The organism is Flavivirga aquimarina (assembly GCF_030540835.1).
Taxonomy (GTDB): Bacteria; Bacteroidota; Bacteroidia; order Flavobacteriales; family Flavobacteriaceae; genus Flavivirga; species Flavivirga aquimarina.
On the sequence record NZ_JAUOEK010000142.1, the window covers coordinates 104410 to 131049 of the forward strand.

A 26640-nucleotide genomic window follows, 5' to 3' on the forward strand; every position below is an offset into this window, starting at 1 on the left:
AATCAATGAAAGACCTACAAATAGTATCACTAACCCGTAAAATGCTTAAAGACGCTTTGGAACAAAACTTATACTGGCAAAGTGATGCTGAATTTGTTCCATTTAGTAAAAATAAGGCCTTATGGTTGTTAAAAAACGAACGTATTGAAGATGAAGATGTTTGTGCCATTCTGGGAATTGAAAATAACACTCTGGTTTCTTTTATTTATTTAATTCCTGATTTGATAAATACAGACCAAGGCACTGCAAAAATATACTGGAGCAGCCGATGGTGGGTTGCTGAAAAACATAAAGAAAGCATCCTATCCGCATATACAAAAAGAGTTTCTTTAGAAGCAACAAAAAATCAATTAATTATAAAATATTTAGGAACAGACACACTTGATTATTATAAAAAACATCCATATAAAGAGTTTTCAAAAAGAACCAGGTATATCTTTGTATTTAATTTAGATCACCATTTATTTATTAATAAATTTCGTTTTCTTAAAGCTATTACCCCTCTGATTAAAGGTGTTTCAAATTTGTCTCATTATTTAATTGCTTCAATTAATAAGAATAAAATTAAAACAGGGAGTCTTAGTTGCGAATATATATCCGATATTAATAAAAACACATGGCTCTTTATAGAAAAACATGTAGTAAATGATTTGATTCCAAAATCCAAAGACTATATTAATTGGCAAATAGATAACAACCAATATACTTTAAAAAACAAGAAACTCTCCTATAATTGTCTAATAGGCAGTATTTCACATAAAATACACAACACAAACTTTTTTGTAAAGATGGGTAATAAAATAATAGGCTTTATATCAGTACTTGTTAGAGGTGATGAATTTGTTACCAGGTATTTTCTTTGTGATCACGATCATTATCAATATTGTTTAGATGCTCTCATGGAATATTTTATTGAAAGTAAGTGTACTTTCCTTTTAACCGAAGATGAAGTTTTAGGGGCTCATATAAGCAAAAAGTTTTTAAAAGCTTTCACTAATAAAAGAGCACTGGTCTCTTTAGTGCACAATGATATAAGTCTCGATTTTAGTGACAAAAAAGTATATCAACAAGATGGACATTTTGCTTAAAACGGAACTATGAATTTTTTAAACAAACTTCAGGAATCTTTTATTTCTAATGCGTCAAAGAATGCGCTATGTATCAATGATATCTATTATACGTACGAAGCCTTATCAGATTGCGTTTTAAATATTAGAAAAATCATCCAAACTCAAATACCCCCTGAAGAAAAACTAATTGGGTTAGTTGCGAATGATGATTTAGAAACATACGCAACTATTTTTGCATTATGGTTTGAAAGTAAAGCATACATCCCCATTAATCCCACTGCTCCAAAAGACAGAAACACTGAGATTTTTAAGCTTACAAAGAGTGTGTACGTGTTTGATTCCAAAAAAAAATCTTTGTATTCGACTGACTTTACAATTCTCAGCCTTTTATCTAATGAAGAAGTATCAAAAAATCACACGTTAAAAACTATATCATATACAAAAAGTAATACCGCTTATATTCTATTTACCAGCGGAAGTACAGGTAAGCCTAAAGGTATCCCGATAAGTTTTGAAAACCTAAATGCATTGCTATCAGCATTGGGTAATGATAATGAATATTCATTGAATAGTTCAGACAGGTGTCTTCAAATGTATGATCTTACTTTCGATGCATCTCTTACTGCGTTTATGCCAGCATTTTTGGCTGGTGCTTGTAGCTATACGGTTCCGTCCGATAGTATAAAGTATTTTTACATTTTTAAATTAATGCAAAAATACGATCTTACAGTACTTAAAATGGTGCCTTCTATAATATATTATTTAAGGCCTTACTTTTCTGAAATAAATCAACCAAGTGTCCGATATTGTGTGTTTGGAGGAGGAAAGTTATTTGAAGACATTGTTAAAGAGTGGATCACATGTGTTCCTAATAGTAAAATTTATAATCATTACGGACCAACAGAGTGTACGGTTTGCAGTACTTATTATACATATGTGTCTGGCGATTCAAATAAATCACATAATGGTGTTTTATCTATAGGAAAACCTCTGGCGGGCATCGATTATATCATTATCAATAATGAAGGCAACATATTGGAAAATAACGAAGCAGGTGAATTATGTCTTTCCGGAGAACAGCTAACCAAAGGCTATTGGAAAAACGAAAAACTTAATAATACATTATTTTTCAATACACAGTTAGAAAATGGAGAAACTAAACACTTTTATAAAACCGGAGATATCTGTTTTAGAGAAGATGGTGGAAATTTAATGTATGTTGAAAGGAAAGATTTTCAAGTAAAAATACGTGGTTTTAGAGTAGAATTAGGAGAAATCGAGTTTCATGTAAAGAACATAGTAACCAAAGAAAATTTAACAGTAATAGATGTAAATAGCAGTGACGGGAATAATGAAATTGCATTAGTAATTGAAGGTAATGCTTTCGATACATCTACCCTCTTTGATCATCTACAAGTAAAACTGCCTAATTACATGATTCCTACTCAAACTCATTTTTTAAATCAATTACCCCATAATATCAATGGGAAACTAGATAGAAAGAAACTAAGAGAATTAATTACAAAAAAATAATTATGACAAAAGAAGCTATTTTAGAAAAAATAAAAATATCATTTGTTAAGGTACTTGAGCATAGCAAGTTCGAATTAAAGGAAGAGACAACTGCTCACGATGTTGACGGTTGGGAATCTGTAACACATATGATGATTATAACTGATATAGAAAACTCCTTTAATATTAAATTTAAACTAATGGATTTAATGAATATGAACAATGTAGGGAATTTAATTGAATGCATCCAAAAGGAACTTTCAAATTAAATTATTTCATATTTTTTAACCTTTATTATACCATCAATTGTTTTAACCAAAAATTTCTCATCATAAACCAAAACAATTTTTCCCGGCTCTGAATCTTTGTGATTCTTAAGCAATGGTTCATGTATAATCCGTTCAGCTTCAAAAATTTTATATTTTTCATTTTCAATAATAGCTGTACAACCTTGACTTTTGATTCCAAAACTTTTAATTTTCAATAATAAAATATCTGTTTTATTATTGAAATCTAAATTTCGCATTTCATTAGTTCTATTAAAATAAGTCGATTTTGCATCCTGTTTAATACCTATATATTCAAAATTAGCCTGTTTTAACTTCCTCCATCCTTCTTTAAACACCCAACCTTCTAATTTCATTGCTAAATGATATAAGAGTCCTAAGTCGATGTCACTTGTTAGTTCTTCCTTTTTTTGGCAAATTACGTCTCCTGTATCTATTCCTTTATCAATATAATGCATCGTAGCTCCATAAAAACTATAATTTAAATAAAACACACCATTCATAGGGGTTTTTCCTTGTAAATGGGGTAAATAAGTAGGGTGTATATTTATTAATATTTGATGAGGTTTAAACTTTTGTACAGGAAAGACTATAGGACAGCCATTAGAGATTAAAACATCGAAGTCCAGTAACAATAGTTCATCTAAACACGCTTTCTTATCACGCATCGAAAAAGTAAGATAACTTATGTTTCGTTCATTTAAATAACTAACCAAAAAACTATTTTCAAGAGCATAAATAATAAGATCATCTCTTTGAACATCTTGTAATAATTCATTTATCACATGAATTCTCGAACCTAAAAAAACAATCTTCTTATTATTTACCATTTAAAGCAAAATTTTAAACATTAATGCTTGCAAAGCTATTCAATTATATTGATTTTTGAATAAATTAAATATCATGCATGATAAATTAACAAAGAAAAAAGGGTATGGTTCTTTTTTTTCTAATGTAAATTATGAATCAGAAGTTTTCAGTAATTCGAAAAATAGTTTCAAGCCAGTTAATAGAAAACTGTTTTATTCAGGGAGACATGCCATAAAGTATATTATTGAAACAATTAAATTAAACACTAAAATAAATACGTTTTGGATTCCAGAATACTATTGTCAACACGTTACATCCTGGTTAAGAAAAAACTATAAAAACATTGAGACTTATCGAGTAAATCCTTTAGATAAGTCCCATATTATAAAGCCAGATAATTTTGTTAGTGAAAACGATGTTGTTTTGATTAATAATTTTTGGGGGATTTCGCATTGCTTTTTAGAAACAAGTAAAAAGAACGTTTTTATTATTGAAGATCATTCGCATGGTTGGTTAAGTAAATCGTGTGTTGATAGTAATGCCGATTTTTGTTTTGCTTCATTGAGAAAATCAGTACCCGTACCTCTTGCTGGTATAGCGTGGATACCGAACGGAGAAAAATTACCGGAGATAGATTTAAAACCCTCTGCTTTTTTTAGTGAAATCTGGAATAACATTATTTTGGGAATGAAGAAAAAGCAAGAGTTTGAAGAAAGTATATCAATTAATGAAAATTTAAAAAATGATTTTTTGCAACTTGTTTATAATGCAGAAAATATGATGCATAGTAATTATGATTTAGTTAAAATAGATAGAAAACATGAAAAATTAATAGAATTATACTTAAACAATGATTATTTAAGCTTCAAAGAAAGAAACTTTGAAATAATGGTTGATCTATTAAAAGACAACAGTGTTTTTGAACTTGTTGATCGTAAATCAACCCCTTTTGGGTTAACTTTACATTTTAAAAGTTTTGACAAACTAAATCATTTTAAAAACTATTTAATTTCAAAAGATATATATCCCTCTTTACTATGGCCGGAAAACAAATCTGGCTATGGGTATTTTATTAATATTCATATTGATTACAGGTACACTGATGAAGACATTAAGTTTATAACCGGCATTATAAATAATTACACCGATAGATAGTAAAAATTAACATTTGTTTTATAATCACTTTAGCTTTTCCAAAAAACAAATTATCGATTAAATAGTAATATAAACGTATTTTCTTTAAAGGCGCATAATAATGACATATTTTTGAGATCAACTAAGAAGCATGTACAAAAAATTGTTTAAAAGAATAATTGATGTGTTTTTGGCCTCAACAGGTTTATTAATCTTATCCCCTCTATTTTTCATTATCAGTTTTATCCTTTTATTTACAAATAAAGGGAGGCCTTTCTTTTTTCAAAGTCGCCCTGGTAAAAATGAAGAGGTATTTAAGATAATTAAATTTAAATCTATGTCTGACAAAAAAGATGCTAACAATGAATTATTACCAGATGACCAAAGAGTTACTTTATTTGGCAATTTTATAAGAAAGTATTCTTTAGACGAAATTCCACAACTAATAAACATATTAGTCGGTCACATGAGTTTAGTTGGGCCTAGACCATTAAGAGTAAAATATTTACCTTTTTACACTGAGGCTGAAAGAATAAGACACTCAGTTAAGCCGGGTGTGACTGGTTTAGCTCAAATATCTGGCAGAAACTCCCTAAATTGGGATGACAAACTAGCCCTTGATATTGAATATGTTGAAAAAATGAGTTTTTATTTAGATGTCAAGATTTTTTTTAAAACTATTTTAAAGGTTATTAAAGGGTCAGACACAAATTTAAGTGAAGGTATAATTGATTTAGACGATTATAGAAACATAAAAAGGCAAAATGTATAAAATACTAAAAAGATTTTTCGACTTAATATTGGCAATAATTGCATTTTTACTCCTATCCCCTATTTTTTTAATTATTCTATTATGCTTACTTTTTGTTAATAGAGGCAAACCTTTCTTTTTTCAAGAACGACCTGGAAAAAACGAAAAGCTATTTAAAATAGTCAAGTTTAAAACCATGAGGGATTTAGATCCCAATGCTCCAAAAGATGTACATAACTTAAAGCGAGTAACCAAAATTGGGCATTTTATAAGAAAATATTCTTTTGATGAGATTCCTCAATTAATAAACGTAATTAAAGGAGATATGAGTATTGTTGGACCAAGACCATTACTTGTACACTATTTACCTTTATACAATGACTTTCAAAAACAAAGACATTACCTAAGACCTGGGATTACTGGTTGGGCTCAAGTTAAAGGGCGTAACGCTATATCATGGGAAAAGAAGTTTAGCTTAGATGTTTGGTATGTAAACAACCAATCTTTCATACTAGATTTTAAAATTATACTTCTAACTATAAAACGTATAATTATACCTCAGGACATAAACAGCAGTGACGGTGTTAATATGCCTGAATTTACAGGAACAAAAAATGAATAGAGTATTAGTTATTGGAGCGTCTGGGCATGCCAAAGTAATAATTGACATCATAAAAAAACAAGCCGAATATGAAATATTAGGCTTGATAGATTCTTATAAAAAGAAAGGAACTATAATTGGCGGACACAAGGTTTTGGGTACGGAAAATGACTTATCAAAAATAATTGAGGCTAATAATATTTACGGTGGTATAATCGCTATCGGGGATAATTGGACAAGAAAGAAATTATATAAAGAAATAGCATTTACATTAACAAATTTTAAATTCATTACAGTTATACACCCGGATGCAATTATTGGTGAAAATGTAACGCTTGGAGAAGGCACCGCTGTAATGGCTGGAGTAGTAATAAATAGTGATGCTACAATAGGAAAGCAATGTATAATCAATACTAAAAGCTCTATTGGTCATGATGTTACTTTAAAAGATTTTTGTAGTATCGCTCCCGGAGTAACGATTGGCGGGGAAGTTGTTATAGGCAAATGCTCTGCTATATCATTAGGCGCAAATATCATTGAATGCGTTAAGGTTGGGAAACATTCTGTAATAGGTGCAGGCGCTTTAGTTAATACAAACATAAGTAACTGTAAAACAGCCTTTGGAGTTCCTGCAAAAGAAATTAAAGATAGAAAAAAAGACGATAAATATTTAGGTATGCTTAATACAGTAAAAACATCTACTTATAAAATTGAACTACATACTATTTCTAAAGAAGCAGATGTAAATAAGTATAATGCTATTTTAAGAGGGTTTAAAAGTTTTAGTTCATTTTATTCTTTACAATATTGTAATTACAAAGATAATAGCAAATTGAGTTATTTTATATTACGAAGAAACGATGAGGTGAAAATTTTAATGCCCATTTACTTAAATAATCTCAAAATCAATGAATTAGAAGATATTCAATTCTATGATGTTACATCACCCTACGGTTATAGCGGCCCTTTATATAACAATGCTAGTGATGAAGACATAAAAGCCTTTTGGAAAAAAGTTGACAAATGGTATAAAAAGAATAATGTTGTTACAGAGTTTATGCGGTTTAGTTTAAACGGTAATCACAAGCATTATTCTGGTCACTTAATTCCAAGTTTAAACAATGTAAAAGGAAAAATTCATTCCTTTGAAACAATTTGGAATAATTTAAAGCAAAAAGTAAGAAATAATTACAGGAAAGCAGAGAAGAATGATTTAAAAGCAAACATTTATTCTGGTACTATTCCGGCAAAAATTATTAGTAGTTTTTATTTAATATATATAAAAACGATGCAACGCAACGCTGCGGCTAAAAATTATTTCTACCCTCTAGATTATTTTAAAAATTTAATTGAAAACAATCAAGACAAGGTTTTAATAGCTATTATTAATAAAAATGACATACCTGTTTCTGCCGAATTAATTATTATTGACGGGGATACTTTATATTCCTATTTAGGAGGTACTCATGCCGAATATTTTGATTCCAGACCGAATGACTTCTTAAAAATTGAAGTTATGAAGTGGGCTGTCGAACATGAAAAAAAATACTATGTACTAGGAGGAGGCAGAAAAGATTTCGATGGTCTTTATCAATATAAAAAATCATTCTTCCCAAAAGACGATGATGTCGTTTTTTATACTGGAAGAAAGGTTATCAACAAAAAAATATACAGTAATTTATTAAAGGAAATAAAAGTTAGTTATACTGATGTTAATTCACTGGTAAGTAATTCTAATGCATATTTCCCAATTTATAAGCAAGTGAGTAACAACAGTCGTTTAAATATAATAACATCTAAAGATGAATGGCAATCCGTTCTTAAACTGGTTAAAAATTATGATTTCTATCATACATTCGATTATCATGATTTATCAAAAGAAAAAGACGAAAAAGCTATTTTAATTAAATATACAGAAGGTGATATCTTGATAGGTTTGCCTTTAATCGTAAGAAAAATTGATAATTCAGACTATTATGATGCTACTTCAGTCTATGGATATTCAGGGCCCCTTCAAAAAAATGTAACAGCATCATTTAACAATAGTAATTTCATTAAGGAATTAAATCAATATTTTAAAGGGGAAAACATTATTTCTGTTTTTTCCAGGCTAAATCCTTTTATTGAAAACCAATCAGAGATTCTTCAAAACTTAGGAGAAACAGCAAAACTAGGTAATATTGTTAATATAGACCTTACCTTACCCTTAGACGAACAACGCACCATATTCTCCAAAACCACAAAACGCTATTTAAATAAAGGTAGAAAATCCTTAAAGGTAGTTTGTAGCCAAGAAGAAAAAGATATTAAAGAGTTTATTAAATTGTATTATGAAAATATGGATAGGGTAAAAGCTAAACGTAATTACTATTTCCCAGAAGGGTACTTTAATAAATTTATTAATAGTAAAGACTTCAATACCGATGTTCTCTTTGCAGTTGAAATTGAAACGAATAAAATTATTTCTGCTGCGATGATGGTAAAAACCAATAATATTATACAATATCATATCTCGGGAACTAAAAATGAGTTTCTAGCTATCTCACCAATTCGCTTATTAATAGATGAAATGCGCATTAGAAGTACAGAAGAAAAATACACATTCTTTAATTTAGGAGGTGGTTTAGGTAATGAAGAAGATGAGCTTTTTAGATTTAAATCTTCCTTTTCTAAAGACTTCAAATCATTCAAAGTATGGAAATACATCAGTAATCATGATGTTTATAACGAATTATCGAGCAACAATAAAGAATTAGGAGAGGTAGATTTCTTCCCTCTTTACAGGTATCAGGAATAAATATTAATTTTAATTATTATGGTTCGATTTTATATAATCAACAATTATTGAAGCAACAATACTTCTTCCATAATTGTTCCAATGCTTATCATAAATCAGTGTAGTTGGTGTTTTTGACTTATTTAATGCTGTAAAAGTATCTAGGTATTTAAAATTATTATTTTCTAAATAATCTAAAAAAACTTGTGGCGTAATACTAGTATCTAAAAGAAATACAAACCGTTTTTTGTCAAATCCATAAATATCAACCAAACTTTTAAAGTTTTCAATATAGTCAAAGTGTTTTGCTTCAATAACTTTTTGACTTAAAGTTTCTTTTGGGACATCTACTTGTTGTTTACCAAAAGACATCAATCGTTTTGCTACCCCTCTTAACGGATCTAAAGCCCCTATGTTTTGGACATAAACTAGTAATTTGATCTTACGAACATTTCTGTATAAAGGTGACTCTAAATGCATTCTTTCCTTTACAACACGGTATTCACCTCTAGTCAGATCGTTTTCAAATTTTAGCCCTAAAACAACATGATCTATTAAATCGAATTGGCTCTTATAAGCAGATATTAAATGCAATTGGTCTGCCAGATCGTATCCGGCATAACCATATTCGTATACCTCTATCTTATTTAATTTATTCTCAATTTTTTTACCAATTGAGTTATAATAGTTTTGATGAAACCCTTCAATAAAAGAATCACCTACCAACGCAATTTCTATTTTCTCTTTAGAAGGCGTAAACTCTCTGTATGAATTATACCCTGAATTGTTTATATAAAATTTAGAAAAGTTTTGACGTCGGTTTCCAGTTACAGAATATCCTTCTTGATTAGGAACCCATTTTTCAACTTTATACTCATCAATAAACCTTGCTGGGCTATCTTTTGCTAAATGTAAAATACGCACGATAACCTCTAATAAGATTAAGATCAAAATAATATATAAAACGGTTTTTAAAAATATTCTTTTCATCCCGGTTAAAATTGAAAGTAAATAAATGATCTATCAATATTGCTATCATAAAATAATAGCATTCCTAAAATCACTATGGTATAAGCAATGAATCTAACTATTTTAGATTTGAACTTAAACGGTGAGCGTTCATCTTTTCTAATACGGTACTCATACAAAACAAAAAGAGCTATAAGTACATAGTAATCAATCATTCTGTACCCCACAGGGTGATCATACACTTCATATGTAAAATTAGAGCATATTCCTTTTATAAATGCAAATGCATCAGTAATGGATTCCGATCTAAAGAATATCCTTGAAAAAGTAACTATGGAAAACGTAAGCAGCACCTGCCCTATTTCAACCAAAGAAGGAAAAAATGAGTTCTCCCCTACAACACTGTTTTTATAGATCGTATTTCTTCCCATTAAAAACACCGGGATATATGCCAAGGCATGAAAAGCTCCCCAAAAAATAAAGGTCCAGTTAGCACCATGCCAAAAACCACTTACTAAGAATATAATAATGATATTTCTAACAGATTTAAGTTTACCAACCCTAGAACCACCTAACGGAATGTAAACATAATGCCTAAACCAAGTAGAAAGAGAAACATGCCAGCGTTGCCAGTATTCGGCAACATTCCTGGAAAAACTTGGAAACTTAAAATTAGATTTCAATTCTATACCAAATAATTTAGCGGTACCAATAGCAATATCAGAATAGCCACTAAAATCGCCATATACCTGGAAACTAAATAAAGTAACTCCTAATATAAGCGTTGATGCTGGGTATGTAGTATAATTAGCAAAAATATCATCTACAATTGGAGCCAAAGCATCCGCAATAACAACTTTTTTAAACAATCCCCATAATATAAGTTTTAAGCCACCAACACATTGCTCGTAACTAAACTCTCTTTTATTAATTATCTGTGAAAGCAAATTAGAAGCTCTCTCTATGGGGCCAGCAACCAACTGAGGAAAGAAACTTACAAAGGCAGCAAATGATAAGTAGTCTCTGGTTGGTTTTAATTTGTTATAATAAATATCAAAAGAATAAGACATGGTTTGAAACGTATAAAAAGAAATACCTACCGGAAGAATAACCTTTAACGTCCATGTACTCTTAATATCGTACCCTAACATAGAAAACATATCTATCCACGAGTCTACAAAGAAATTGTAGTATTTAAAAAATCCTAAAAGTCCGACGTTAAATATAACGCTAACCCATAGCCATAATTTTCGCTTTGAATGTTTGGTATATGAATCTATTTTGATCCCAACGAAATAGTCAACAGTAGTACTTAATAATATTAACGAAAGAAATCTCCAATCCCACCAACCATAAAACATATAGCTAGCTATAAGTAAGAAGACATTTTGAATTTTAACGCTCTTTTTAAAGAGGGACCAATAAAAAACAAAAACTATAAAAAGGAAAATGAAAAATTCTATAGAATTAAATACCATGTACTAACCAATTAAAATATGTTAATAGTCTAAATATCGTTAAATGTCCTACAACACATCTAGAATGTCAAAATTATTCTTTGAATTACATGATTACTATGCAAATAGCACAAAGTAATCTACAGATAATCTATTATTACTGCATTATTAGGTGGTATATCGAAATAATCGCCCCAATAATCTAATAATATAATATAAGTGAATTAGCATTAAATATTTTGATAATTTTATCTAACAAAATAGCTTTTTAGTTACTCTTAACCATAAAATTACAGAACATGAATATAGTATCTGAGATCCTAGACCAAAGTCAATCGGTTAAAGAAATAACCTCTATAGATGCCTCTTCCTTTAAAAAAGAGTATTTCAACAAGAAAAAACCTGTTATTATTAAAGGGTTAGCCTCAAAATGGGAGTCTACACAAAAATGGAACTTAGATTTTTTCCTGAACCTTAAAGATGATAAAGATGTATATTTATTATCAGACAATTTTATTCAAGATGACAACAGATACAGAAAAGCTTCTTTTAAAGACTACATAAAACAATTAAAAGATGCTGAAAATAATAATAAAAGGTTTAAAGATTATTTAACAACATTAGACATTTTTGAATACTATCCAGAGCTTAAAAGTCATATTGACTTCTCTTTTTTTGAAGCCCATACAAAAGTAAACGACATTACAGCTTGGATTGGACCTGCCAACACCATATCTGGTTTTCATGCAGATACAGCCAATAATGTATATGCCCAAATAAAAGGAAAAAAAATGTTTATAATTTGCTCAACAAAGTTTAATAAAACGATGTATCCAAGTAGTAAGCATATTTATGGAGCTGTAGCCAGTGATGTCGATATTAACAATTTTGATAAAGACAAATTCCCTGAATTTATGAATAATGACTTTCAAACTGTAATTCTGGAGCCAGGTGACGTATTATTTGTACCTCAAAACTGGTGGCATTATGTACAATCACTTGATCCTTCAATAAGCATCAGCAATTTTGGATATACCAAATTTGAAGTTTATAGTTTAAAATTTAAAGAAAGAATTATACAATCCTTACATAAAAGAGGTTATTATAAAGTAAATAACTGTTTTTGTTGCGAAAAGAAATAGCATAAAAAAAGCCCCACTTAGAGGGCTTTTTTATATTAATTATACACCTATTTTACAAATTTTTAAATATAGAATGCATTAATCGTTTTTTATCATTTATGCTTTCTTCTAGAGATATCATAGTTTCTGTTCTGTATACACCTTCGATGTCATCTAAAAGAAAAATAATCTCTTTAGCATGTTCTGTGCTTTTAGCTCTGATTTTACAAAAAATGTTAAATTTTCCTGTAGTAATATGTGCAACAGTGACATATGGAATTTCATTAATGCGCTCTAAAACAAACTTAGTTTGAGACGTATTATTTAAATACACACCTACGTATGCTATAAATGAATAACCAAGTTTTTTATAATCTAACATTAATGAAGAGCCTTTAATAATTCCAGATTCTTCCATTTTTTTAACACGAACATGTACAGTTCCTGCAGAAATTAATAGCTTTTTTGCAATATCTGTAAATGGTATTCTTGTATTATCTATTAGCATATCAAGAATTTGGTGGTCGATTTCGTCTAATTTAATTTTCCCCATAATTAATTATTCTTAAATAAAAACCAAAAATAATACATTTTCATTAATAATTACGCATAATTAATATGTTTTATTTCGATAATAATGCGATTTTATCATTATTTATTATTACGAAAACGTTTTCGTAATTAATTTTAACCAGTTGGTTATCCATACCAAACACCTCAAACCCTTTGGCATCTATTTCTTTATGACCATATAATGAGTTTAATTTTTCAATTTTTTCAATTTTTGGAATGAATTCAATTTTTCCATTAATCAGTTTTTCCTGATATTGGATTGCAATGTCATTCATTTTTTCATTTGAATCATTCGCTACTTTAGCGTTTCTTATAATAATATCGTGAAAACACTTTTCATTTTCTGGAATTTTAAAATAAGACTCATAATGATGCCCAGTTACTATATTATTAGAAATATAGCTTAATGAGGAGATATACGATATATAAATAAGCTCACGTGTTATTTCACGCTCATAGTCATTTTTATAATGGCCGGCCTCAAACAGAATTGTTGGAATATTTTCATTTTGAAAAGTATCACCGACGCAATTTAAGTTAAATGCATCATCATACACTCCTACTTGATTTGGAATAATCTTTTGTAAAATATCATTCATAACTCCTATAACTTCCATAGCAATCTTTCTGTTAGAAGTTATGGTACAAGCTTCATCCTGCGCTGGTGCTAAAAACGATACTGTAGCAGATTTATTAACAGTACCAGCACTAAAAATAGTGCGTTGGCCGTGTAAATTATAACAAAAATGAGGTTTAAACGATTCAAAAACTGTTCTCAAAACCCGGCTTTCTGGTTGTGATAAGTTTTGAGCATCTCGATTTAAATCTACATTATTGGCGTTAACTCGTGTATAAGCTTCAGCGCCATCCGGATTTAGTATAGGTATAATATATAAGGTACAGGCCTTTAAAACATGTTTAAGATGCCCATTTTTATTTAAAAAGGTGTTTAACAGATCAAATAGTGCTTTAGTAGTGGTAGATTCATTGCCATGCATCTGAGACCACATTAAAATTCGTTTATTGCCTTCACCTATTTTCAACCCATAAATAGAGTTGTTTAAAACTGATTTACCAACGGTTTTTATCTCTATATGGTTTTCTAAATTGTTTAAGAGAGGTTCTATGTGTTTATTAGTTATATAACGATGAAATAAGTTAGGTTCCTTGTGTTTTAAAAATAATGATTTTATGTCTTGTACTTGCATACTGTTTTTTTATGCTACAAATGTAAACATTTACAAATTCACAATTGTAAACTATAAAAATATAAGATTTGTTTACATCTTTATACAGACATTTAGCCTTTAAACACTGTTTGTTTACTGAATTTATTACAATTAATTGTAAAATACATAAATATCTGTTTACTAGTTGATTAATGCGTATTATATAAAGTAAATATTCTAATAAAAATCAAATATATTACAATAAACACCCATTTTAAAAGTTATATTGTTACATTTGTAATCGTATACAATTTTAATCTGTTTACAATGATAAACATAGGTGATTTTATAAGCAGGCTGCAAAAAATAATAGATTACTATGGTGAATCTGCTTCCTCCTTTGCTGAAAAAATTGGAGTACAACGTTCTAGTATTTCACATATCCTATCTGGTAGAAATAAACCCAGTTTAGATTTTATTTTAAAAATCCTTTCTGCCTACCCTGAAGTGGATTTGTATTGGCTATTTAATGGTAAAGGTGAGTTTCCATCAAAAAGTGAATTTAAACCAACTAAAAGAGAAACGGATCTGTTCTCTATAAACGAAGAATTGAAAACTGAAGCTACTAGCAAAAAAGAAAAAAAGGAGGTAGAACGTATCGTTATTTTTTATTCTGATGGAAGTTTTAAAAATTATCAGAATTAGTATTATTCTTTAGTAAATTTGCAGCTAAATTTATAATATGAGATTTCTGTTCCTAATTATTCTACTAGTATCTATGGGTAGCTGTTATGAAACAACCCGTAATTGCAAAGATTATAAAATAGGTGAGTTTTACAGTGAAGTAATCATTAATGATGAATTATTTAAATCTAAATTTAAACGCACAGAAACTTTACAAATTGAAACTTATAATAACAAGATAGATTCATCTAAACTACGTTGGATTAATGACTGCGAGGTTGTTTTTAAAACAATCAATCCTAAAAACATGGCAGAACAAAAAGATATTCATTTAAAAATTTTAACTACAACAGACTCTTCCTATACTTTTGGGTATTCTTATGTAGGTGAAACAAAGAAACAAAAAGGTATAGCTTACAAAGTTAAATAAGCATTAATAAAACGGATATAAAAAAGATTCAACTAAATTGAATTTAAGCTGCTTATCTTCTGTTATTTCATAGGTTAAAAAGATTTCACCCCAAAATTCTCCATCCGAAAAATCGGCAATTATCCATTTATGATTTAGCATTTTTACAGTATTAATCAGTATTTTTCTACCTTCACTGGCCGCATACGGTACTATAGGATGCTCTCCTTTAACTTCATTTAATTTGTAAAGTTCATCTTTAATAAAGGGAATTAATTCGGACACATTGTACCCATCATTTTCAAAATAACTAATAGCATCCTCGTTTCTATCTAAATTAAAATGCGAGACTTCTAAAATGTCATCTTGCAAAACAGCTACCGAATCCTTATATTTTTTTATTACTTCTGTCTGAGTTACTAGCTTACTATTTATATCTTCAAATACACGCTTTGAGTTTACATACTGAAATAAAACCAGTAATGCTGCAAAAACGAATAAATACATAAAAATCCTTTGTTTCATAAAATCTAATTTAAATTGTTATTTCTAAACCATCATAAGCTAAAAAAACATGTTTAGGCAATATCTTCTCTATCTCTTCATGAAATCCGAGTAAATGACTAATATGGGTTAAGTAAGCTGTTTCTGGTTTTACTTTATCAATAAACTGTAATGCTTCTTCTAAATTAAAATGCGAACGATGCGAATCTATCCTTAAAGCATTAACAACTAAGACTTTGACTCCTTTAATTTTTTTAATTTCTTTATTAGTTACCGTTTTCATATCTGTTAAATATGCAAAGTCATTAAATCTAAACCCAAACACCTGCAATGTATCATGTAGGCCATTTACAGGTACTACTTCTAAATTTTTCAATTTAAATGGTTTGTTTTTTATCCTGTTCGTAATAACAGTAGGCGCTCCTGGATATTTATTTTTAGTAGCAAAAATATAATCAAACCTCTTGTGCAAAGATTTCAATACACGTTTATGCGCATAAATAGGAATATCACCTTGCCTAAAGTAAAATGGTCTAATGTCATCTAAGCCTAATACATGATCTGAATGTTCATGTGTAAAAACTATACCATCAATAGTTTCGCATCCTGCTCTTAACATTTGATACCTAAAATCGGGACCACAATCAATAACATACTTATAAGTATCCCATGCTACTAAAACAGAAACACGCAATCGCTTGTCTTTCGGGTTTGTACTTAAGCAAACAGGATGACTGCTTCCAATTATTGGAATTCCTTGTGATGTTCCTGTTCCAAGAAAGGTTATTTTCAATTGTATAAGTTTTGCACAAAAATAGCGTTATTTTTTTGTTTGCTATACATATTTAATACCTTTGTAGACGTACAAATAACCAGTTATTATATGGAAATAACCATAAAAGGTGATAAAGAATTCAATGATGTTCCATCATTGAAATCGAAAGCACTTCGTATTAATTTAAACGAAAATATTTACGGCACATTTGCAGAAATTGGAGCAGGTCAAGAAACTTGTCGTCATTTTTTCAGAGCTGGAGGTGCGTCAGGAACTATTGCAAAAGCTATGTCTGCGTATGATAAAGATTTTAGTGATGCCGTTTATGGTGCAGAGGAAGATAGTCGTTATGTAACTGAAGCTCGTTTAAGAAAGATGCTTAGTCATGAAATGGATCTTATGGAAACTAGGTTGACACGAGAGAAGCATCCAAATAAAATATTTTTCACATACGCTAACACTGTTGCTACCATAGATTTCGCCAAACAATTTAAAGGACATGGTTGGGTAGGTCTTAAATATCAGGTTGAAGCTACAGGAGATTATAATGAAATTATTTTGCACCTTCGTTTTAAAGAAACCGATGCACGTTTGCAACAAGAAACACTAGGTGTATTGGGTACAAACCTCATTTATGGAGCGTTTTATAAACATAATAAGCCAAAAAAATTACTACGCTATTTATATGATCACTTAGACAAAGATCAACTAGAGATTGATACCATTAATTTTTCCGGACCTGCTTTTGAAAATGTCGATAACCGATTAATGAGCTTGCAGCTTGTTAAAAACGGTATGACTGATGCCGTTGTTTTTGGCCCAGATGGGACAAACGTGCTTCCTGCTAGGGTTTTTTACAAAAAAAACATATTAGCCTTACGCGGTAGTTTTAGACCCGTAACCAAGGTAAATATGGCTATGTATGAGAAGTCGTATGATATGTTTATTAAGGAAAATAAAGTTAACCCGGATAAAACTGTAGTTGTTTTTGAAATCACATTATCTAATTTAAGAGCAGAAGGAGAAATTGATGAACAAGATTTTATAGATAGAGCAGATTTATTATGCTCGTTAGGGCAATCTGTAATGATTTCTAATTTTCAAGAGTACTATAAGGTTGTTGAGTATTTCTCAAACTACACCAAAGCCAGAATGGGCTTAGCTATGGGAGTGAGTAATCTAGTCGATATTTTTGACGAAAAATACTATCGCCATATAAGTGGAGGAATCCTTGAAGCTTTCGGAAAATTATTTTTCAAAGATTTAAAAGTTTATCTGTATCCTATGCTTGATCCTAAAACCGGTGAACTAATTAATAGTGAAAATTTAAAAGTATACCCACGTATGAAAGAATTGTATAAATTCTTTAAATACAATGGGAAAGTAATCGATATAGAAGATTACGACACTAGTATAATGAATATCTTCTCTCGTGAAATTTTGAGTATGATTTCTGAAGGTGATCGTGGTTGGGAAGACATGGTACCGGAAGGAACTGCAGATTTAATTAAGGATTATCGCTTGTTTGGATATACCAGAAAACCTTTAACCTTGACTAAACGTAAATAGTTACATACAACTTATATAAAAGGCTGCCTGAAAATTATTATAATTATGGGCAGCCTCTTTTTTATTCTAATATTTGGGCTGTATGTATTTTAGCCTTTACTTTATCGATCACTTTTTCAATAACCCCATTTTCATTAATAACAAAAGTAATGCGGTGAATACCATCAAAAGTACGACCCATAAATTTTTTCTCTCCCCAAACACCAAAAGCATTAATAAGCTCTTTGTCAACATCAGCTAATAAGGGGTACGGGAAATTAAATTTCTTTTTAAAGTTTAATTGTTTTCTTTCAGTATCTGCACTAACTCCTAAAATTTCATAGCCCTGTTCTTGTAAAACAGTATATTCGTCCCGTAAGTTACAAGCCTCTACAGTACAAGTTGGTGTGTTTGCTTTTGGGTAAAAGAAAACCACTAATTTTTTACCTTTAAAATCTGATAATTTAACCGTATTTCCTTGTTCGTCTAAAGCTTCAAAATTTGGTGCCTTATCTCCTACTTTTAATGTGTTCATATTTTATAACTTTGTTACTGCTAAAATACAAACGAATGACCAAACAAGAAAGCGTAAACTTTGTTATTAATACATTATATAAGCTTTACCCAGAAATCCCTATTCCATTAGATCATAAAGATCCTTACACCCTATTAATAGCAGTGTTAATGTCTGCTCAGAGTACAGATGTTAGGGTTAATAAAATAACGCCATTGCTCTTTGAAAAAGCTGACAATCCTTATGATATGGTTAAGCTTTCTGTAGAAGAAATAAGAGATATTATAAAACCGGTAGGTTTATCTCCAATGAAAAGCAAAGGTATTTATGGTTTATCAAAAATACTTATAGAAAAATATAATGGCGAAGTACCTCAAAGCTTTGAAGCTTTAGAGGATTTACCTGCTGTGGGACATAAAACCGCTAGTGTTGTTATGTCTCAAGCTTTTGGTATCCCTGCTTTTCCTGTAGATACACACATACATAGACTTATGTATCGATGGAACTTAAGTAATGGTAAAAATGTTGTACAAACAGAAAAAGATGCAAAAAGGTTGTTTCCAAAAGAGTTATGGAATGATTTACATCTTCAAATTATTTGGTATGGCAGAGAATATTCGCCAGCAAGAGGTTGGGATCTAGATAAAGATATTATAACAAAAACGATTGGAAGGCGGTCTGTTATAAATGAATACAACAAACTAAAAAAGTCCTAATACAATGAATATGCACTAGGACTTTCGGAATTTTAATTTAGAAGCGCTTCAAACTTCTTTTTATTACAATTTATAACACTTAAAGCCTTAGAGTAATTTAGAAGAAAATTAACCGTTTCTTCCCTCGGTTCATGTTCATTTAAATTTTTAATAGAATTTTCAGAGTAAATTTTCGCCATTTTAACAATTTATGGGTTTATACAAATTATTAACGCAGCAAAATTATCTTTATTGTATTAGTTTGTTAAAACAATATTATGCTTATCTATGATTTTTCTTAAATTAATTAAAGCATAACGCATTCTACCCAGAGCAGTATTTATACTAACACCTGTCTTATCTGAGATGTCCTTAAAACTCATATCATTATAAATACGCATCAATAAGACTTCTTTTTGATCCTCAGGGAGCTCATCTACTAAGCGTCTCACATCAGTTTCAACCTGTTCTTTAATAATACTCTTCTCTGCATTTAAGCTAGTATCACTGAGTACAGAAAAAATACTGAACTCTCCTGCATTATCAAATTTTGGCATTCTTTTGTTTTTTCTAAAGAAATCAATGACCAAGTTATGGGAAATTCTCATTACCCAAGGTAAAAACTTCCCTTCTTCATTATAAGCGCCGCGCTTAAGTGTCCGAATCACTTTTATAAAAGTGTCTTGGAAGATATCTTCTGCGACATCTCTATCATAAACCTTAGAATAAATAAAACTGTAAATTTTTTGTTTGTGCCTGGTGATAAGGATTTCTAAAGCACTTTCTTCACCTTTAATATAGTTACTAACCAAGTTAGCATCTGAAATAAATTCTTGTTGCATAATAATTACTTTTAGTGCATCGAAGAGGGCTTCTTTGCTTGGGGTTACATATTTAAAAGTAATTTTTTGCTATAGGCGAGAGTTGAATTTTGTTTAACTAATTAGTTCAAATATAACAACATTCGTTCCTAAAAAGCAAAAATTAATCGTTTTTTTTAATATTTATTTACATTATAACGCATTTTTTAAGCTGCAATAGTTATAGTATCTTTGCAAAATTATTTCTTTAAAAAGCCTATGAATACTAATATTTCTGAAGTAAACCCTAAAGAAAACATCATTATTAAAGGTGCAAAATTGCATAACTTAAAAAATATCGATGTAGTGATACCAAGAAACAAATTAGTAGTCATTACTGGTTTATCAGGATCTGGAAAGTCTAGTTTAGCCTTTGATACTTTGTATGCAGAAGGACAAAGACGCTACGTAGAAAGCTTATCGAGTTATGCGCGCCAATTTTTAGGCAGATTAAACAAACCAAAAGTAGATTATATAAAAGGGATTGCTCCTGCCATCGCTATTGAACAAAAGGTGAATTCAACAAACCCACGTTCAACCGTTGGTACGACCACAGAAATTTACGATTATTTAAAACTACTATTCGCCAGAATTGGAAAAACATACTCGCCTGTTTCCGGTAGCGAAGTTAAAAAAGATACTGTTACAGATGTTTTAAATTATTTAAAAACATTTCCTGAAAGAGAAAAACTCCTACTCCTCGCTCCTATTCATTTAGAAGAAGAACGTAGTATGGACAACAAACTTAAAGCCTTACAACAACAGGGATATGCCAGGGTTAAAATAAAAGATGCTGTTATTCGTATTGATGAAATAGATAACATACCATATAACGAAGACATCCTATTAGTTGTCGACAGAATTATTATTAAAAAAGAAGAAGATTTCCTTAATCGACTGGCTGATGCCATACAAACAGCATTTTTTGAAGGCAAAGGAACATGTATTATAGAAACTTTAAGTGATAAAAAACAACGCGTTTTTAGTAATAAGTTTGAATTAGATGGCATCAATTTCTTAGAGCCAAATGTACATTTATTCAGTTTTAACAACCCCTATGGAGCGTGCCCTAAATGTGAAGGGTATGGTGATATTATCGGCATTGATGATGATTTAGTAGTACCAAATACAGGACTTTCTATTTATGAAAATGCTATATTTCCATGGCGTGGAGAAACGCTAAGTTGGTATAGGGACTTATTAGTAAATAATTCACATAAATTCGATTTTCCTATTCATAAACCATATTTCGAATTAAGCGATGCCCAAAAACAACTTATTTGGGATGGAAATGAATATTTTGAAGGACTCACTGCATTTTTCGCAGGGTTGGAATCTAAAGCATATAAGATTCAAAACCGCGTTATGCTATCGCGTTATCGTGGAAAAACTAAATGCAAAGAATGTCAAGGTAAACGTCTACGTATTGAAGCAAATTATGTAAAAATAGGAGGAGCTACAATTAATGATTTGGTCGACATGCCTTTAGACAAACTGGCAAATTTCTTCAAGCAATTAGAATTAAACGATTATGATACACAAATAGCCCACAGACTTTTAAAGGAAATCAATAACAGGTTATCATTTCTTGCTAATGTTGGCTTAGAATATTTAACGCTTAACAGAAAATCTAACACCTTATCTGGTGGAGAAAGTCAGCGTATTAATCTAGCAACCTCTTTAGGAAGTAGCTTAGTAGGCTCTATGTATATTTTAGATGAGCCGAGTATTGGTTTGCACCCTAAAGATACAGAGCGATTAATTTCCGTATTAAAATCGTTACGAGATTTAGGTAATACAGTTATAGTGGTAGAGCATGATGAAGATATTATGATTGCTGCCGATAGTATTATAGATATTGGCCCGGAGGCAGGAACCTTTGGAGGTCATGTTGTTGCAAATGGAACTTATAAAGATCTTTTAGCATCAGATTCTTTAACAGCACAATATTTAAATGAGTCGTTAAAGATTGAAGTACCAAAAAAACGTAGAACGTCAAAATACTATGTAGATATTAAGGGAGCTCGCGAGAATAATTTAAAAAATATTGATGTTCGGTTTCCGCTAGGTATGCTTACTGTTATTACCGGAGTTTCTGGTAGTGGAAAAAGTACATTGATAAAAAAAATACTATATCCTGCTTTACAGAAAAAATTAACCGATTTTGGAGATAAACCGGGTCAATTTACTGTATTAGATGGTAATTTTAGTAATATCAAGCATATCGAATTTGTAGATCAAAACCCTATCGGGCGTTCCTCACGTTCTAACCCGGTAACTTACATAAAAGCATATGATGACATAAGAGCATTATTTTCTAAGCAGAAATTAAGTACTATAAGAAATTATCAAGCAAAACATTTTTCTTTTAATGTAGATGGCGGACGTTGTGAGACTTGTAAAGGAGAAGGAGAAGTAACCATTGAAATGCAGTTTATGGCAGATGTGCATTTAGAATGTGAAACATGCAAAGGGAAACGCTTTAAAAAAGAGGTATTAGAAGTAACATTTGGTGATAAGAATATTGATGATATCTTAAACCTAACTATAGATAATGCTATCGATTTTTTTGATACTCAGAAACAAACTAAAATTAAAAAGAAGCTTCAACCACTTCAAGATGTTGGTTTAGGTTATGTTACTTTAGGACAAAGTTCTTCTACCCTTTCGGGAGGCGAAGCACAACGTATAAAGTTGGCATCTTTTTTAGGTAAAGGCAACAATAAAGATAAAGCACTATTTATTTTTGATGAACCTACTACTGGACTGCATTTTCACGACATTCAAAAGTTATTAAAATCATTTACTGCACTTATTGAAAACGGTCACTCTATAATTGTGGTAGAACATAATTTAGAACTTATTAAATGCGCCGATCATATTATAGACTTAGGCCCTAAAGGTGGAGAAACCGGTGGAAACTTAGTAGCTTCAGGGGCACCAGAAGATATCATAAAAGTAGAAACTTCAGAGACCGGGAAATATTTAAAAGAAAAACTTTAACACCTTGATCTTTTAAATTCAATTAAACAAGAAACCTATAAAGCTTATTATTACGACTGCAATTGGGATCACAAACATTAAATAGACAAAACTCGATATGCTGGTTTTTATAAAGCTTAAAAACCAACCATGATTATAAAACTGCTTAATAGCAACAAATAAATAAAAATAAGTAGATATTACCAGTAGCCAATTATCCAGTCTGGAACTTCAAAAAAGTTATTAGCTATTAAAATTAAACTAAATACAGTAAACAAGAATGAGAAATAGTAAAAGCTAAAAACTAAATGATATGCATAACTACCACGTCTATAGAATAACAACTTCAATATTAAAGCGAAAATTGGCAATAAAATAAATAATGAAATAGGAATCGTATCATAAATAGCTTGTAAAATTTGCCCACCATTACGTTGCTTATAAAACTTAAGTGTTTGTGTATAAAATTTCTTGGTAATATAGCCAGCATCATCACTCATACCCATAGCCTTATAAATTACATTGTTTGGCACGCCAATTGCCACTAAGGAATCTATTTGTTTTTCATTAATACCAAATGAAAATTCTGATTTTTTACTGGTACTAGATTTAATTACAGAATCTAAAATTTTCATTTCTTCTGCTTTGATCCCAGGAATACCTTTTTCTGAAATAGGGCTTAAAAGACTATCCAATTTAATAGAATCTATTATTTTCTGATTTCTCAATTGAATGCTATCAGAAATTAGAGGTTTTTTTATAGTCTTTTTTAATTCTGTATCTAAACTTTGTACTTGATTTCTAACTATAGTTGTAGAAAGTAAAAAGAAAAACACCACTGATACAAACAAGTAAAGCTGTGCTGGATGCAAATACATTAAACGTTTGCCCTCAACAAACTTTCTTGCTAAATATCCAGGTTTAAACAATAAGGGGAAAAAACTTTTAAAAAACCGTGCATCAAAAGAAAAATAATTACTTATCGTATTGTAAAACAGCACTCCTACAGTAAGATCGTCTTTAGCTTGCTGTCCGCAATGCGGACAAAACCTAAACGTTTCTTCAAATAGGTTTTCGCAATTTTTACAGGTTTCTAATTCTGTTTTCATTAAAAACGGTTGGTTTTTATAAAAATAAGGATTTTAAAATAATGACTTTAAAAGAAATAGGAGTCTTTATATAAATTTTCTTTACACCTAAGCAATCATACCGTATAATTGACTAAAAACCAATTACATACATTTTTGGCACGCAAATTGAAAGCCATTTAAACAAAATAGCGCAAGCCGAAAAGCTAAAGAGTAGGCAAATTTAATCCCATAATCATGAAAATAAAAATTATCCTATTAAGTTTTTGCTTTTTTATTACAGCCTCCAGTTTTGCTCAAAAAAAAGATACCCCAAAAAGTATCATAAGTAATGTAGGCATAAAAAAGTATCACGACAGTGAAGAGCTAGAGCGAATGCAAAAAGGTCAATTATTAAACTTGTATACCGAAAGAATTGAAGTTCTAGCAAATATATTACCTTATATAGCTTTTGCTACAAAACCTGGTATTACCATGTCCACTTTAGGTATTCCAAATAGCAACAGTAATAGAAAAGCTCTTGACAATCAAATTGAAAATACTGATACTTATGTAAAAAACACCATTGAGTTTCAAAAAGTGATTTTACCATATTCCGATACAGGCAACCTAGTCTCTGCTGTTTTGTTTTATGAGGACATCATGAAATCTATTCATTCCTATGGTGATTTCAATTAACAATATGTATTAAACCACTGTAGAAATAACAAATAATATTATTTGATTAGTCTAAAAATTAAAAACTCGAAGCTTATAAGCTTCGAGTTTTTTTATTCGCTAATATCCCTAGAAACGATTTGACTAATTTTTAATAGCTTAATAAACAACTTAAAAAAACGCTCCTTTAATCATCAAATTTCAATTAAACCCTTTTTATTACTAAACCATATTAATTATTAATCATTGATTTACAATACCTTAACTGCTAACGTCTTTTTTTGGCACGCTGTTTGTAATTATTCAAACATATTCATCCATTAAAATAAATTATTATGAAAAAGTATATATTCTTAGTAGCAAGTATAATCCTTATAGGGTTTACTTCTAACGCAACCACAACCAACACAGATACAAGTACATTTAATTACAACAGAGGTTATGGTAACTCTTTCATATTTGTTGAAAATGATATAGAGTTTTCAGTATTCCGTGATGGACAGTTTGATTTTAACATACAACGCTACCGTCCTAATGTAAATGTTTCGATAGGAACTCCAAATGTAAACTTCAGTTTTAATTCTGGATACGACTATAATGCTTATGTACAATATGATGAATATGGTGCTATAATTCAAATTGAAAATACGCCTATTTATTATGATTATTACGGACGTATTAGTCAGGTAGGAAATGTGAATATTTACTATAATAACTTTGGATATGTATCTCGTGTAGGTGGGTTATACGTACATTATAACAGGTATAACAATTTCTCTCACTGCACTGGTTTTATAAATGTATTTAACAGAGGGTATGTTTACAGACCTTGGCATAGATATTATAGCATTCCTGCATACAACCACTGTGTGGTTTACAACAGACCTTACAGACAATATTATAAGCCTGTACGCTATGTTTATAACAGACCGTTTTACAATAACTACAGACCTAGAACTTCTATTGCTAGCAGACGTGGTCATGTAATAACAAGAAACAAAAGGTATGCTACTGTAAATAGAAGTTCAAGAAACGTAACACGTATAAACAGAAATGCTAATACCAGAAGACATGTTGCGCAAACTAATAAGATAAGACGTAATAGTACTGTTAATAGAAACTCTGGAAGAAATTATTCAACAGGAAATAAAAATACAACTAGACGTAACAATTCTAATGTTAACAGAAACACAAAAAGTAAGTCTGTAATTTCTAGAAACGAAACTATTAGACGTAATAATAATACTAGAAATTATGCGCAAGCAAATAATACTAAAAGAACTAGAGTAAACGTTAATACAACAATAAAACCTAGAACAAGTACAGTAACTAGGAAAAGTAAAAATGTAGTTACTCAAAAACCAAGAACACAGAATACTCGTACATATAATAGAAACAACAATACTAGAAGTACAAAACGGGTAGTTACACAGCGTACTACTACTCAAAGTAAACCTAGAGTAACACAACGAAAAAGCGTTAGCAAGTCTACTCAAAGCAGCAGACCAAAAGTTACTCAAAACAGAAGTAAATCTAGTAATTACAATACAAGATCAACTACTACTAGTAGAAGAAGATCATAACAATTTTGGTTGGTTAGTTTGGAAAACCCTGCGATATGTTTGCCTCAAAGCGACATCGTGGGGTTTTCTGTTTTAGAACAATAACTTAAATAAGTTCACTGTAATTCCCTT

At 30.2% G+C, this 26640-nt stretch carries 25 protein-coding genes; 15 read left to right on the plus strand and 10 right to left on the minus strand.

All coding sequences use genetic code 11. The features are described 5' to 3' along the window. Positions 1–5 precede the first annotated feature (5 nt). Genes Q4Q35_RS15165 through Q4Q35_RS15175 form a run of 3 tightly spaced genes read left to right on the plus strand, consistent with a single transcriptional unit; the run spans position 6 to position 2851 of the window. The gene (locus Q4Q35_RS15165; protein WP_303278849.1) at positions 6–1088 is read left to right on the plus strand and encodes a hypothetical protein; all 1083 of its coding nucleotides are present in this window, start codon (positions 6–8) and stop codon (positions 1086–1088) included. Between the two features lie 9 nt (positions 1089–1097). Further along, positions 1098–2603 carry an AMP-binding protein gene (locus Q4Q35_RS15170; RefSeq protein ID WP_303278850.1) on the plus strand — a complete coding sequence of 502 codons (1506 nt, stop codon included), beginning with the start codon at positions 1098–1100 and terminating at the stop codon, positions 2601–2603. Positions 2604–2605: 2 nt separating this feature from the next. After that, positions 2606–2851, plus strand: coding sequence for an acyl carrier protein (locus Q4Q35_RS15175; RefSeq protein ID WP_303278851.1), 246 nt, complete (start codon positions 2606–2608; stop codon positions 2849–2851). Here Q4Q35_RS15175 and Q4Q35_RS15180 read toward each other — a convergent pair. After that, positions 2848–3699, minus strand: a complete 852-nt coding sequence (locus tag Q4Q35_RS15180) for a formyltransferase family protein (RefSeq protein ID WP_303278852.1) — start codon at positions 3697–3699, stop codon at positions 2848–2850. The genes Q4Q35_RS15175 and Q4Q35_RS15180 overlap by 4 nt on opposite strands. A gap of 73 nt (positions 3700–3772) precedes the next feature. On the opposite strand from Q4Q35_RS15180, the gene Q4Q35_RS15185 reads away from it, so the two are divergent. From Q4Q35_RS15185 to Q4Q35_RS15200, 4 genes are all read left to right on the plus strand, one after another. Then, complete coding sequence (locus Q4Q35_RS15185) at positions 3773–4834, plus strand: hypothetical protein (RefSeq protein ID WP_303278853.1); 1062 nt, start codon at positions 3773–3775, stop codon at positions 4832–4834. Positions 4835–4964: 130 nt separating this feature from the next. Further along, positions 4965–5585, plus strand: coding sequence for a sugar transferase (locus tag Q4Q35_RS15190; protein WP_303278854.1), 621 nt, complete (start codon positions 4965–4967; stop codon positions 5583–5585). Then, positions 5578–6186: a sugar transferase gene (locus Q4Q35_RS15195; RefSeq protein ID WP_303278855.1), complete on the plus strand. Its 609-nt coding sequence runs from the start codon at positions 5578–5580 to the stop codon at positions 6184–6186. Before Q4Q35_RS15190 ends, Q4Q35_RS15195 begins: the two co-directional genes overlap by 8 nt. Continuing rightward, positions 6179–8962: a NeuD/PglB/VioB family sugar acetyltransferase gene (locus tag Q4Q35_RS15200; protein WP_303278856.1), complete on the plus strand. Its 2784-nt coding sequence runs from the start codon at positions 6179–6181 to the stop codon at positions 8960–8962. The genes Q4Q35_RS15195 and Q4Q35_RS15200 overlap by 8 nt, the downstream gene beginning before the upstream one ends. Positions 8963–8971: 9 nt before the next feature. On the opposite strand, the gene Q4Q35_RS15205 is transcribed toward Q4Q35_RS15200, so the two are convergent. Together Q4Q35_RS15205 and Q4Q35_RS15210 are read right to left on the minus strand one after the other, a co-directional pair. After that, positions 8972–9931: a hypothetical protein gene (locus Q4Q35_RS15205; protein WP_303278857.1), complete on the minus strand. Its 960-nt coding sequence runs from the start codon at positions 9929–9931 to the stop codon at positions 8972–8974. 5 nt (positions 9932–9936) lie between these two features. After that, positions 9937–11271, minus strand: coding sequence for an MBOAT family O-acyltransferase (locus Q4Q35_RS15210; RefSeq protein ID WP_367892750.1), 1335 nt, complete (start codon positions 11269–11271; stop codon positions 9937–9939). 395 nt (positions 11272–11666) lie between these two features. Between Q4Q35_RS15210 and Q4Q35_RS15215 the strand changes: the two genes are divergently transcribed. Next, positions 11667–12509 (plus strand): cupin-like domain-containing protein, encoded by an 843-nt coding sequence (locus tag Q4Q35_RS15215; protein ID WP_303278859.1) that lies wholly within the window; start codon positions 11667–11669, stop codon positions 12507–12509. Between the two features lie 52 nt (positions 12510–12561). On the opposite strand, the gene Q4Q35_RS15220 is transcribed toward Q4Q35_RS15215, so the two are convergent. Both Q4Q35_RS15220 and Q4Q35_RS15225 read right to left on the minus strand, forming a co-directional pair. Next, positions 12562–13041 (minus strand): Lrp/AsnC family transcriptional regulator, encoded by a 480-nt coding sequence (locus tag Q4Q35_RS15220; protein ID WP_303278860.1) that lies wholly within the window; start codon positions 13039–13041, stop codon positions 12562–12564. A gap of 70 nt (positions 13042–13111) precedes the next feature. Beyond that, positions 13112–14269, minus strand: coding sequence for a M14 family metallopeptidase (locus Q4Q35_RS15225; protein ID WP_303278861.1), 1158 nt, complete (start codon positions 14267–14269; stop codon positions 13112–13114). A gap of 288 nt (positions 14270–14557) precedes the next feature. On the opposite strand from Q4Q35_RS15225, the gene Q4Q35_RS15230 reads away from it, so the two are divergent. Both Q4Q35_RS15230 and Q4Q35_RS15235 read left to right on the plus strand, forming a co-directional pair. Beyond that, on the plus strand, positions 14558–14935 hold the full coding sequence (locus Q4Q35_RS15230) for a helix-turn-helix domain-containing protein (RefSeq protein WP_303278862.1): 378 nt from the start codon (positions 14558–14560) through the stop codon (positions 14933–14935). A gap of 37 nt (positions 14936–14972) precedes the next feature. Beyond that, a complete protein-coding gene (locus tag Q4Q35_RS15235; RefSeq protein WP_303278863.1) occupies positions 14973–15344 on the plus strand; it encodes a DNA topoisomerase IV in 372 nt (123 codons plus the stop codon). 3 nt (positions 15345–15347) lie between these two features. Here Q4Q35_RS15235 and Q4Q35_RS15240 read toward each other — a convergent pair whose 3' ends face one another. Together Q4Q35_RS15240 and Q4Q35_RS15245 are read right to left on the minus strand one after the other, a co-directional pair. Further along, positions 15348–15848 (minus strand): hydrolase, encoded by a 501-nt coding sequence (locus tag Q4Q35_RS15240; protein WP_303278864.1) that lies wholly within the window; start codon positions 15846–15848, stop codon positions 15348–15350. Between the two features lie 10 nt (positions 15849–15858). After that, positions 15859–16620 carry an MBL fold metallo-hydrolase gene (locus Q4Q35_RS15245; protein ID WP_303278865.1) on the minus strand — a complete coding sequence of 254 codons (762 nt, stop codon included), beginning with the start codon at positions 16618–16620 and terminating at the stop codon, positions 15859–15861. Positions 16621–16710: 90 nt separating this feature from the next. Here Q4Q35_RS15245 and Q4Q35_RS15250 point away from each other — a divergent pair, with 90 nt between their 5' ends. Then, entirely contained in the window at positions 16711–18171 is a 1461-nt protein-coding gene (locus Q4Q35_RS15250) for a TonB-dependent receptor (protein ID WP_303278866.1), read from the plus strand. Positions 18172–18232: 61 nt separating this feature from the next. Here Q4Q35_RS15250 and bcp read toward each other — a convergent pair whose 3' ends face one another. Next, complete coding sequence (gene bcp, locus Q4Q35_RS15255) at positions 18233–18685, minus strand: thioredoxin-dependent thiol peroxidase (RefSeq protein ID WP_303278867.1); 453 nt, start codon at positions 18683–18685, stop codon at positions 18233–18235. 35 nt (positions 18686–18720) lie between these two features. On the opposite strand from bcp, the gene Q4Q35_RS15260 reads away from it, so the two are divergent. Beyond that, positions 18721–19380 (plus strand): endonuclease III domain-containing protein, encoded by a 660-nt coding sequence (locus Q4Q35_RS15260; RefSeq protein WP_303278868.1) that lies wholly within the window; start codon positions 18721–18723, stop codon positions 19378–19380. Positions 19381–19616: 236 nt separating this feature from the next. On the opposite strand, the gene Q4Q35_RS15265 is transcribed toward Q4Q35_RS15260, so the two are convergent. Continuing rightward, positions 19617–20201, minus strand: coding sequence for an RNA polymerase sigma factor (locus Q4Q35_RS15265; protein ID WP_303278869.1), 585 nt, complete (start codon positions 20199–20201; stop codon positions 19617–19619). 237 nt (positions 20202–20438) lie between these two features. Here Q4Q35_RS15265 and uvrA point away from each other — a divergent pair, with 237 nt between their 5' ends. After that, positions 20439–23222, plus strand: coding sequence for an excinuclease ABC subunit UvrA (gene uvrA, locus Q4Q35_RS15270; RefSeq protein ID WP_303278870.1), 2784 nt, complete (start codon positions 20439–20441; stop codon positions 23220–23222). A 179-nt stretch (positions 23223–23401) separates the two neighbouring features. On the opposite strand, the gene Q4Q35_RS15275 is transcribed toward uvrA, so the two are convergent. Beyond that, positions 23402–24310, minus strand: coding sequence for a DUF3667 domain-containing protein (locus Q4Q35_RS15275; protein ID WP_303278871.1), 909 nt, complete (start codon positions 24308–24310; stop codon positions 23402–23404). A 216-nt stretch (positions 24311–24526) separates the two neighbouring features. Between Q4Q35_RS15275 and Q4Q35_RS15280 the strand changes: the two genes are divergently transcribed. Both Q4Q35_RS15280 and Q4Q35_RS15285 read left to right on the plus strand, forming a co-directional pair. Next, on the plus strand, positions 24527–24967 hold the full coding sequence (locus tag Q4Q35_RS15280) for a hypothetical protein (RefSeq protein WP_303278872.1): 441 nt from the start codon (positions 24527–24529) through the stop codon (positions 24965–24967). 314 nt (positions 24968–25281) lie between these two features. Further along, a complete protein-coding gene (locus Q4Q35_RS15285; RefSeq protein ID WP_303278873.1) occupies positions 25282–26529 on the plus strand; it encodes a hypothetical protein in 1248 nt (415 codons plus the stop codon). The last annotated feature ends 111 nt before the right edge of the window (positions 26530–26640 follow it).

Excerpts from the sequence above, each read along its gene's own strand:
- Q4Q35_RS15165 (WP_303278849.1), top strand. The coding sequence starts at position 6 with ATGAAAGACCTACAAATAGTATCACTAACCCGTAAAATGCTTAAAGAC.
- Q4Q35_RS15170 (WP_303278850.1), top strand. The coding sequence starts at position 1,098 with ATGAATTTTTTAAACAAACTTCAGGAATCTTTTATTTCTAATGCGTCA.
- Q4Q35_RS15175 (WP_303278851.1), top strand. The coding sequence starts at position 2,606 with ATGACAAAAGAAGCTATTTTAGAAAAAATAAAAATATCATTTGTTAAG.
- Q4Q35_RS15180 (WP_303278852.1), bottom strand. The coding sequence starts at position 3,699 with ATGGTAAATAATAAGAAGATTGTTTTTTTAGGTTCGAGAATTCATGTG.
- Q4Q35_RS15185 (WP_303278853.1), top strand. The coding sequence starts at position 3,773 with ATGCATGATAAATTAACAAAGAAAAAAGGGTATGGTTCTTTTTTTTCT.
- Q4Q35_RS15190 (WP_303278854.1), top strand. The coding sequence starts at position 4,965 with ATGTACAAAAAATTGTTTAAAAGAATAATTGATGTGTTTTTGGCCTCA.
- Q4Q35_RS15195 (WP_303278855.1), top strand. The coding sequence starts at position 5,578 with ATGTATAAAATACTAAAAAGATTTTTCGACTTAATATTGGCAATAATT.
- Q4Q35_RS15200 (WP_303278856.1), top strand. The coding sequence starts at position 6,179 with ATGAATAGAGTATTAGTTATTGGAGCGTCTGGGCATGCCAAAGTAATA.
- Q4Q35_RS15205 (WP_303278857.1), bottom strand. The coding sequence starts at position 9,931 with ATGAAAAGAATATTTTTAAAAACCGTTTTATATATTATTTTGATCTTA.
- Q4Q35_RS15210 (WP_367892750.1), bottom strand. The coding sequence starts at position 11,271 with ATGTTTTATGGTTGGTGGGATTGGAGATTTCTTTCGTTAATATTATTA.
- Q4Q35_RS15215 (WP_303278859.1), top strand. The coding sequence starts at position 11,667 with ATGAATATAGTATCTGAGATCCTAGACCAAAGTCAATCGGTTAAAGAA.
- Q4Q35_RS15220 (WP_303278860.1), bottom strand. The coding sequence starts at position 13,041 with ATGGGGAAAATTAAATTAGACGAAATCGACCACCAAATTCTTGATATG.
- Q4Q35_RS15225 (WP_303278861.1), bottom strand. The coding sequence starts at position 14,269 with ATGCAAGTACAAGACATAAAATCATTATTTTTAAAACACAAGGAACCT.
- Q4Q35_RS15230 (WP_303278862.1), top strand. The coding sequence starts at position 14,558 with ATGATAAACATAGGTGATTTTATAAGCAGGCTGCAAAAAATAATAGAT.
- Q4Q35_RS15235 (WP_303278863.1), top strand. The coding sequence starts at position 14,973 with ATGAGATTTCTGTTCCTAATTATTCTACTAGTATCTATGGGTAGCTGT.
- Q4Q35_RS15240 (WP_303278864.1), bottom strand. The coding sequence starts at position 15,848 with ATGAAACAAAGGATTTTTATGTATTTATTCGTTTTTGCAGCATTACTG.
- Q4Q35_RS15250 (WP_303278866.1), top strand. The coding sequence starts at position 16,711 with ATGGAAATAACCATAAAAGGTGATAAAGAATTCAATGATGTTCCATCA.
- bcp (WP_303278867.1), bottom strand. The coding sequence starts at position 18,685 with ATGAACACATTAAAAGTAGGAGATAAGGCACCAAATTTTGAAGCTTTA.
- Q4Q35_RS15260 (WP_303278868.1), top strand. The coding sequence starts at position 18,721 with ATGACCAAACAAGAAAGCGTAAACTTTGTTATTAATACATTATATAAG.
- Q4Q35_RS15265 (WP_303278869.1), bottom strand. The coding sequence starts at position 20,201 with ATGCAACAAGAATTTATTTCAGATGCTAACTTGGTTAGTAACTATATT.
- uvrA (WP_303278870.1), top strand. The coding sequence starts at position 20,439 with ATGAATACTAATATTTCTGAAGTAAACCCTAAAGAAAACATCATTATT.
- Q4Q35_RS15275 (WP_303278871.1), bottom strand. The coding sequence starts at position 24,310 with ATGAAAACAGAATTAGAAACCTGTAAAAATTGCGAAAACCTATTTGAA.
- Q4Q35_RS15280 (WP_303278872.1), top strand. The coding sequence starts at position 24,527 with ATGAAAATAAAAATTATCCTATTAAGTTTTTGCTTTTTTATTACAGCC.
- Q4Q35_RS15285 (WP_303278873.1), top strand. The coding sequence starts at position 25,282 with ATGAAAAAGTATATATTCTTAGTAGCAAGTATAATCCTTATAGGGTTT.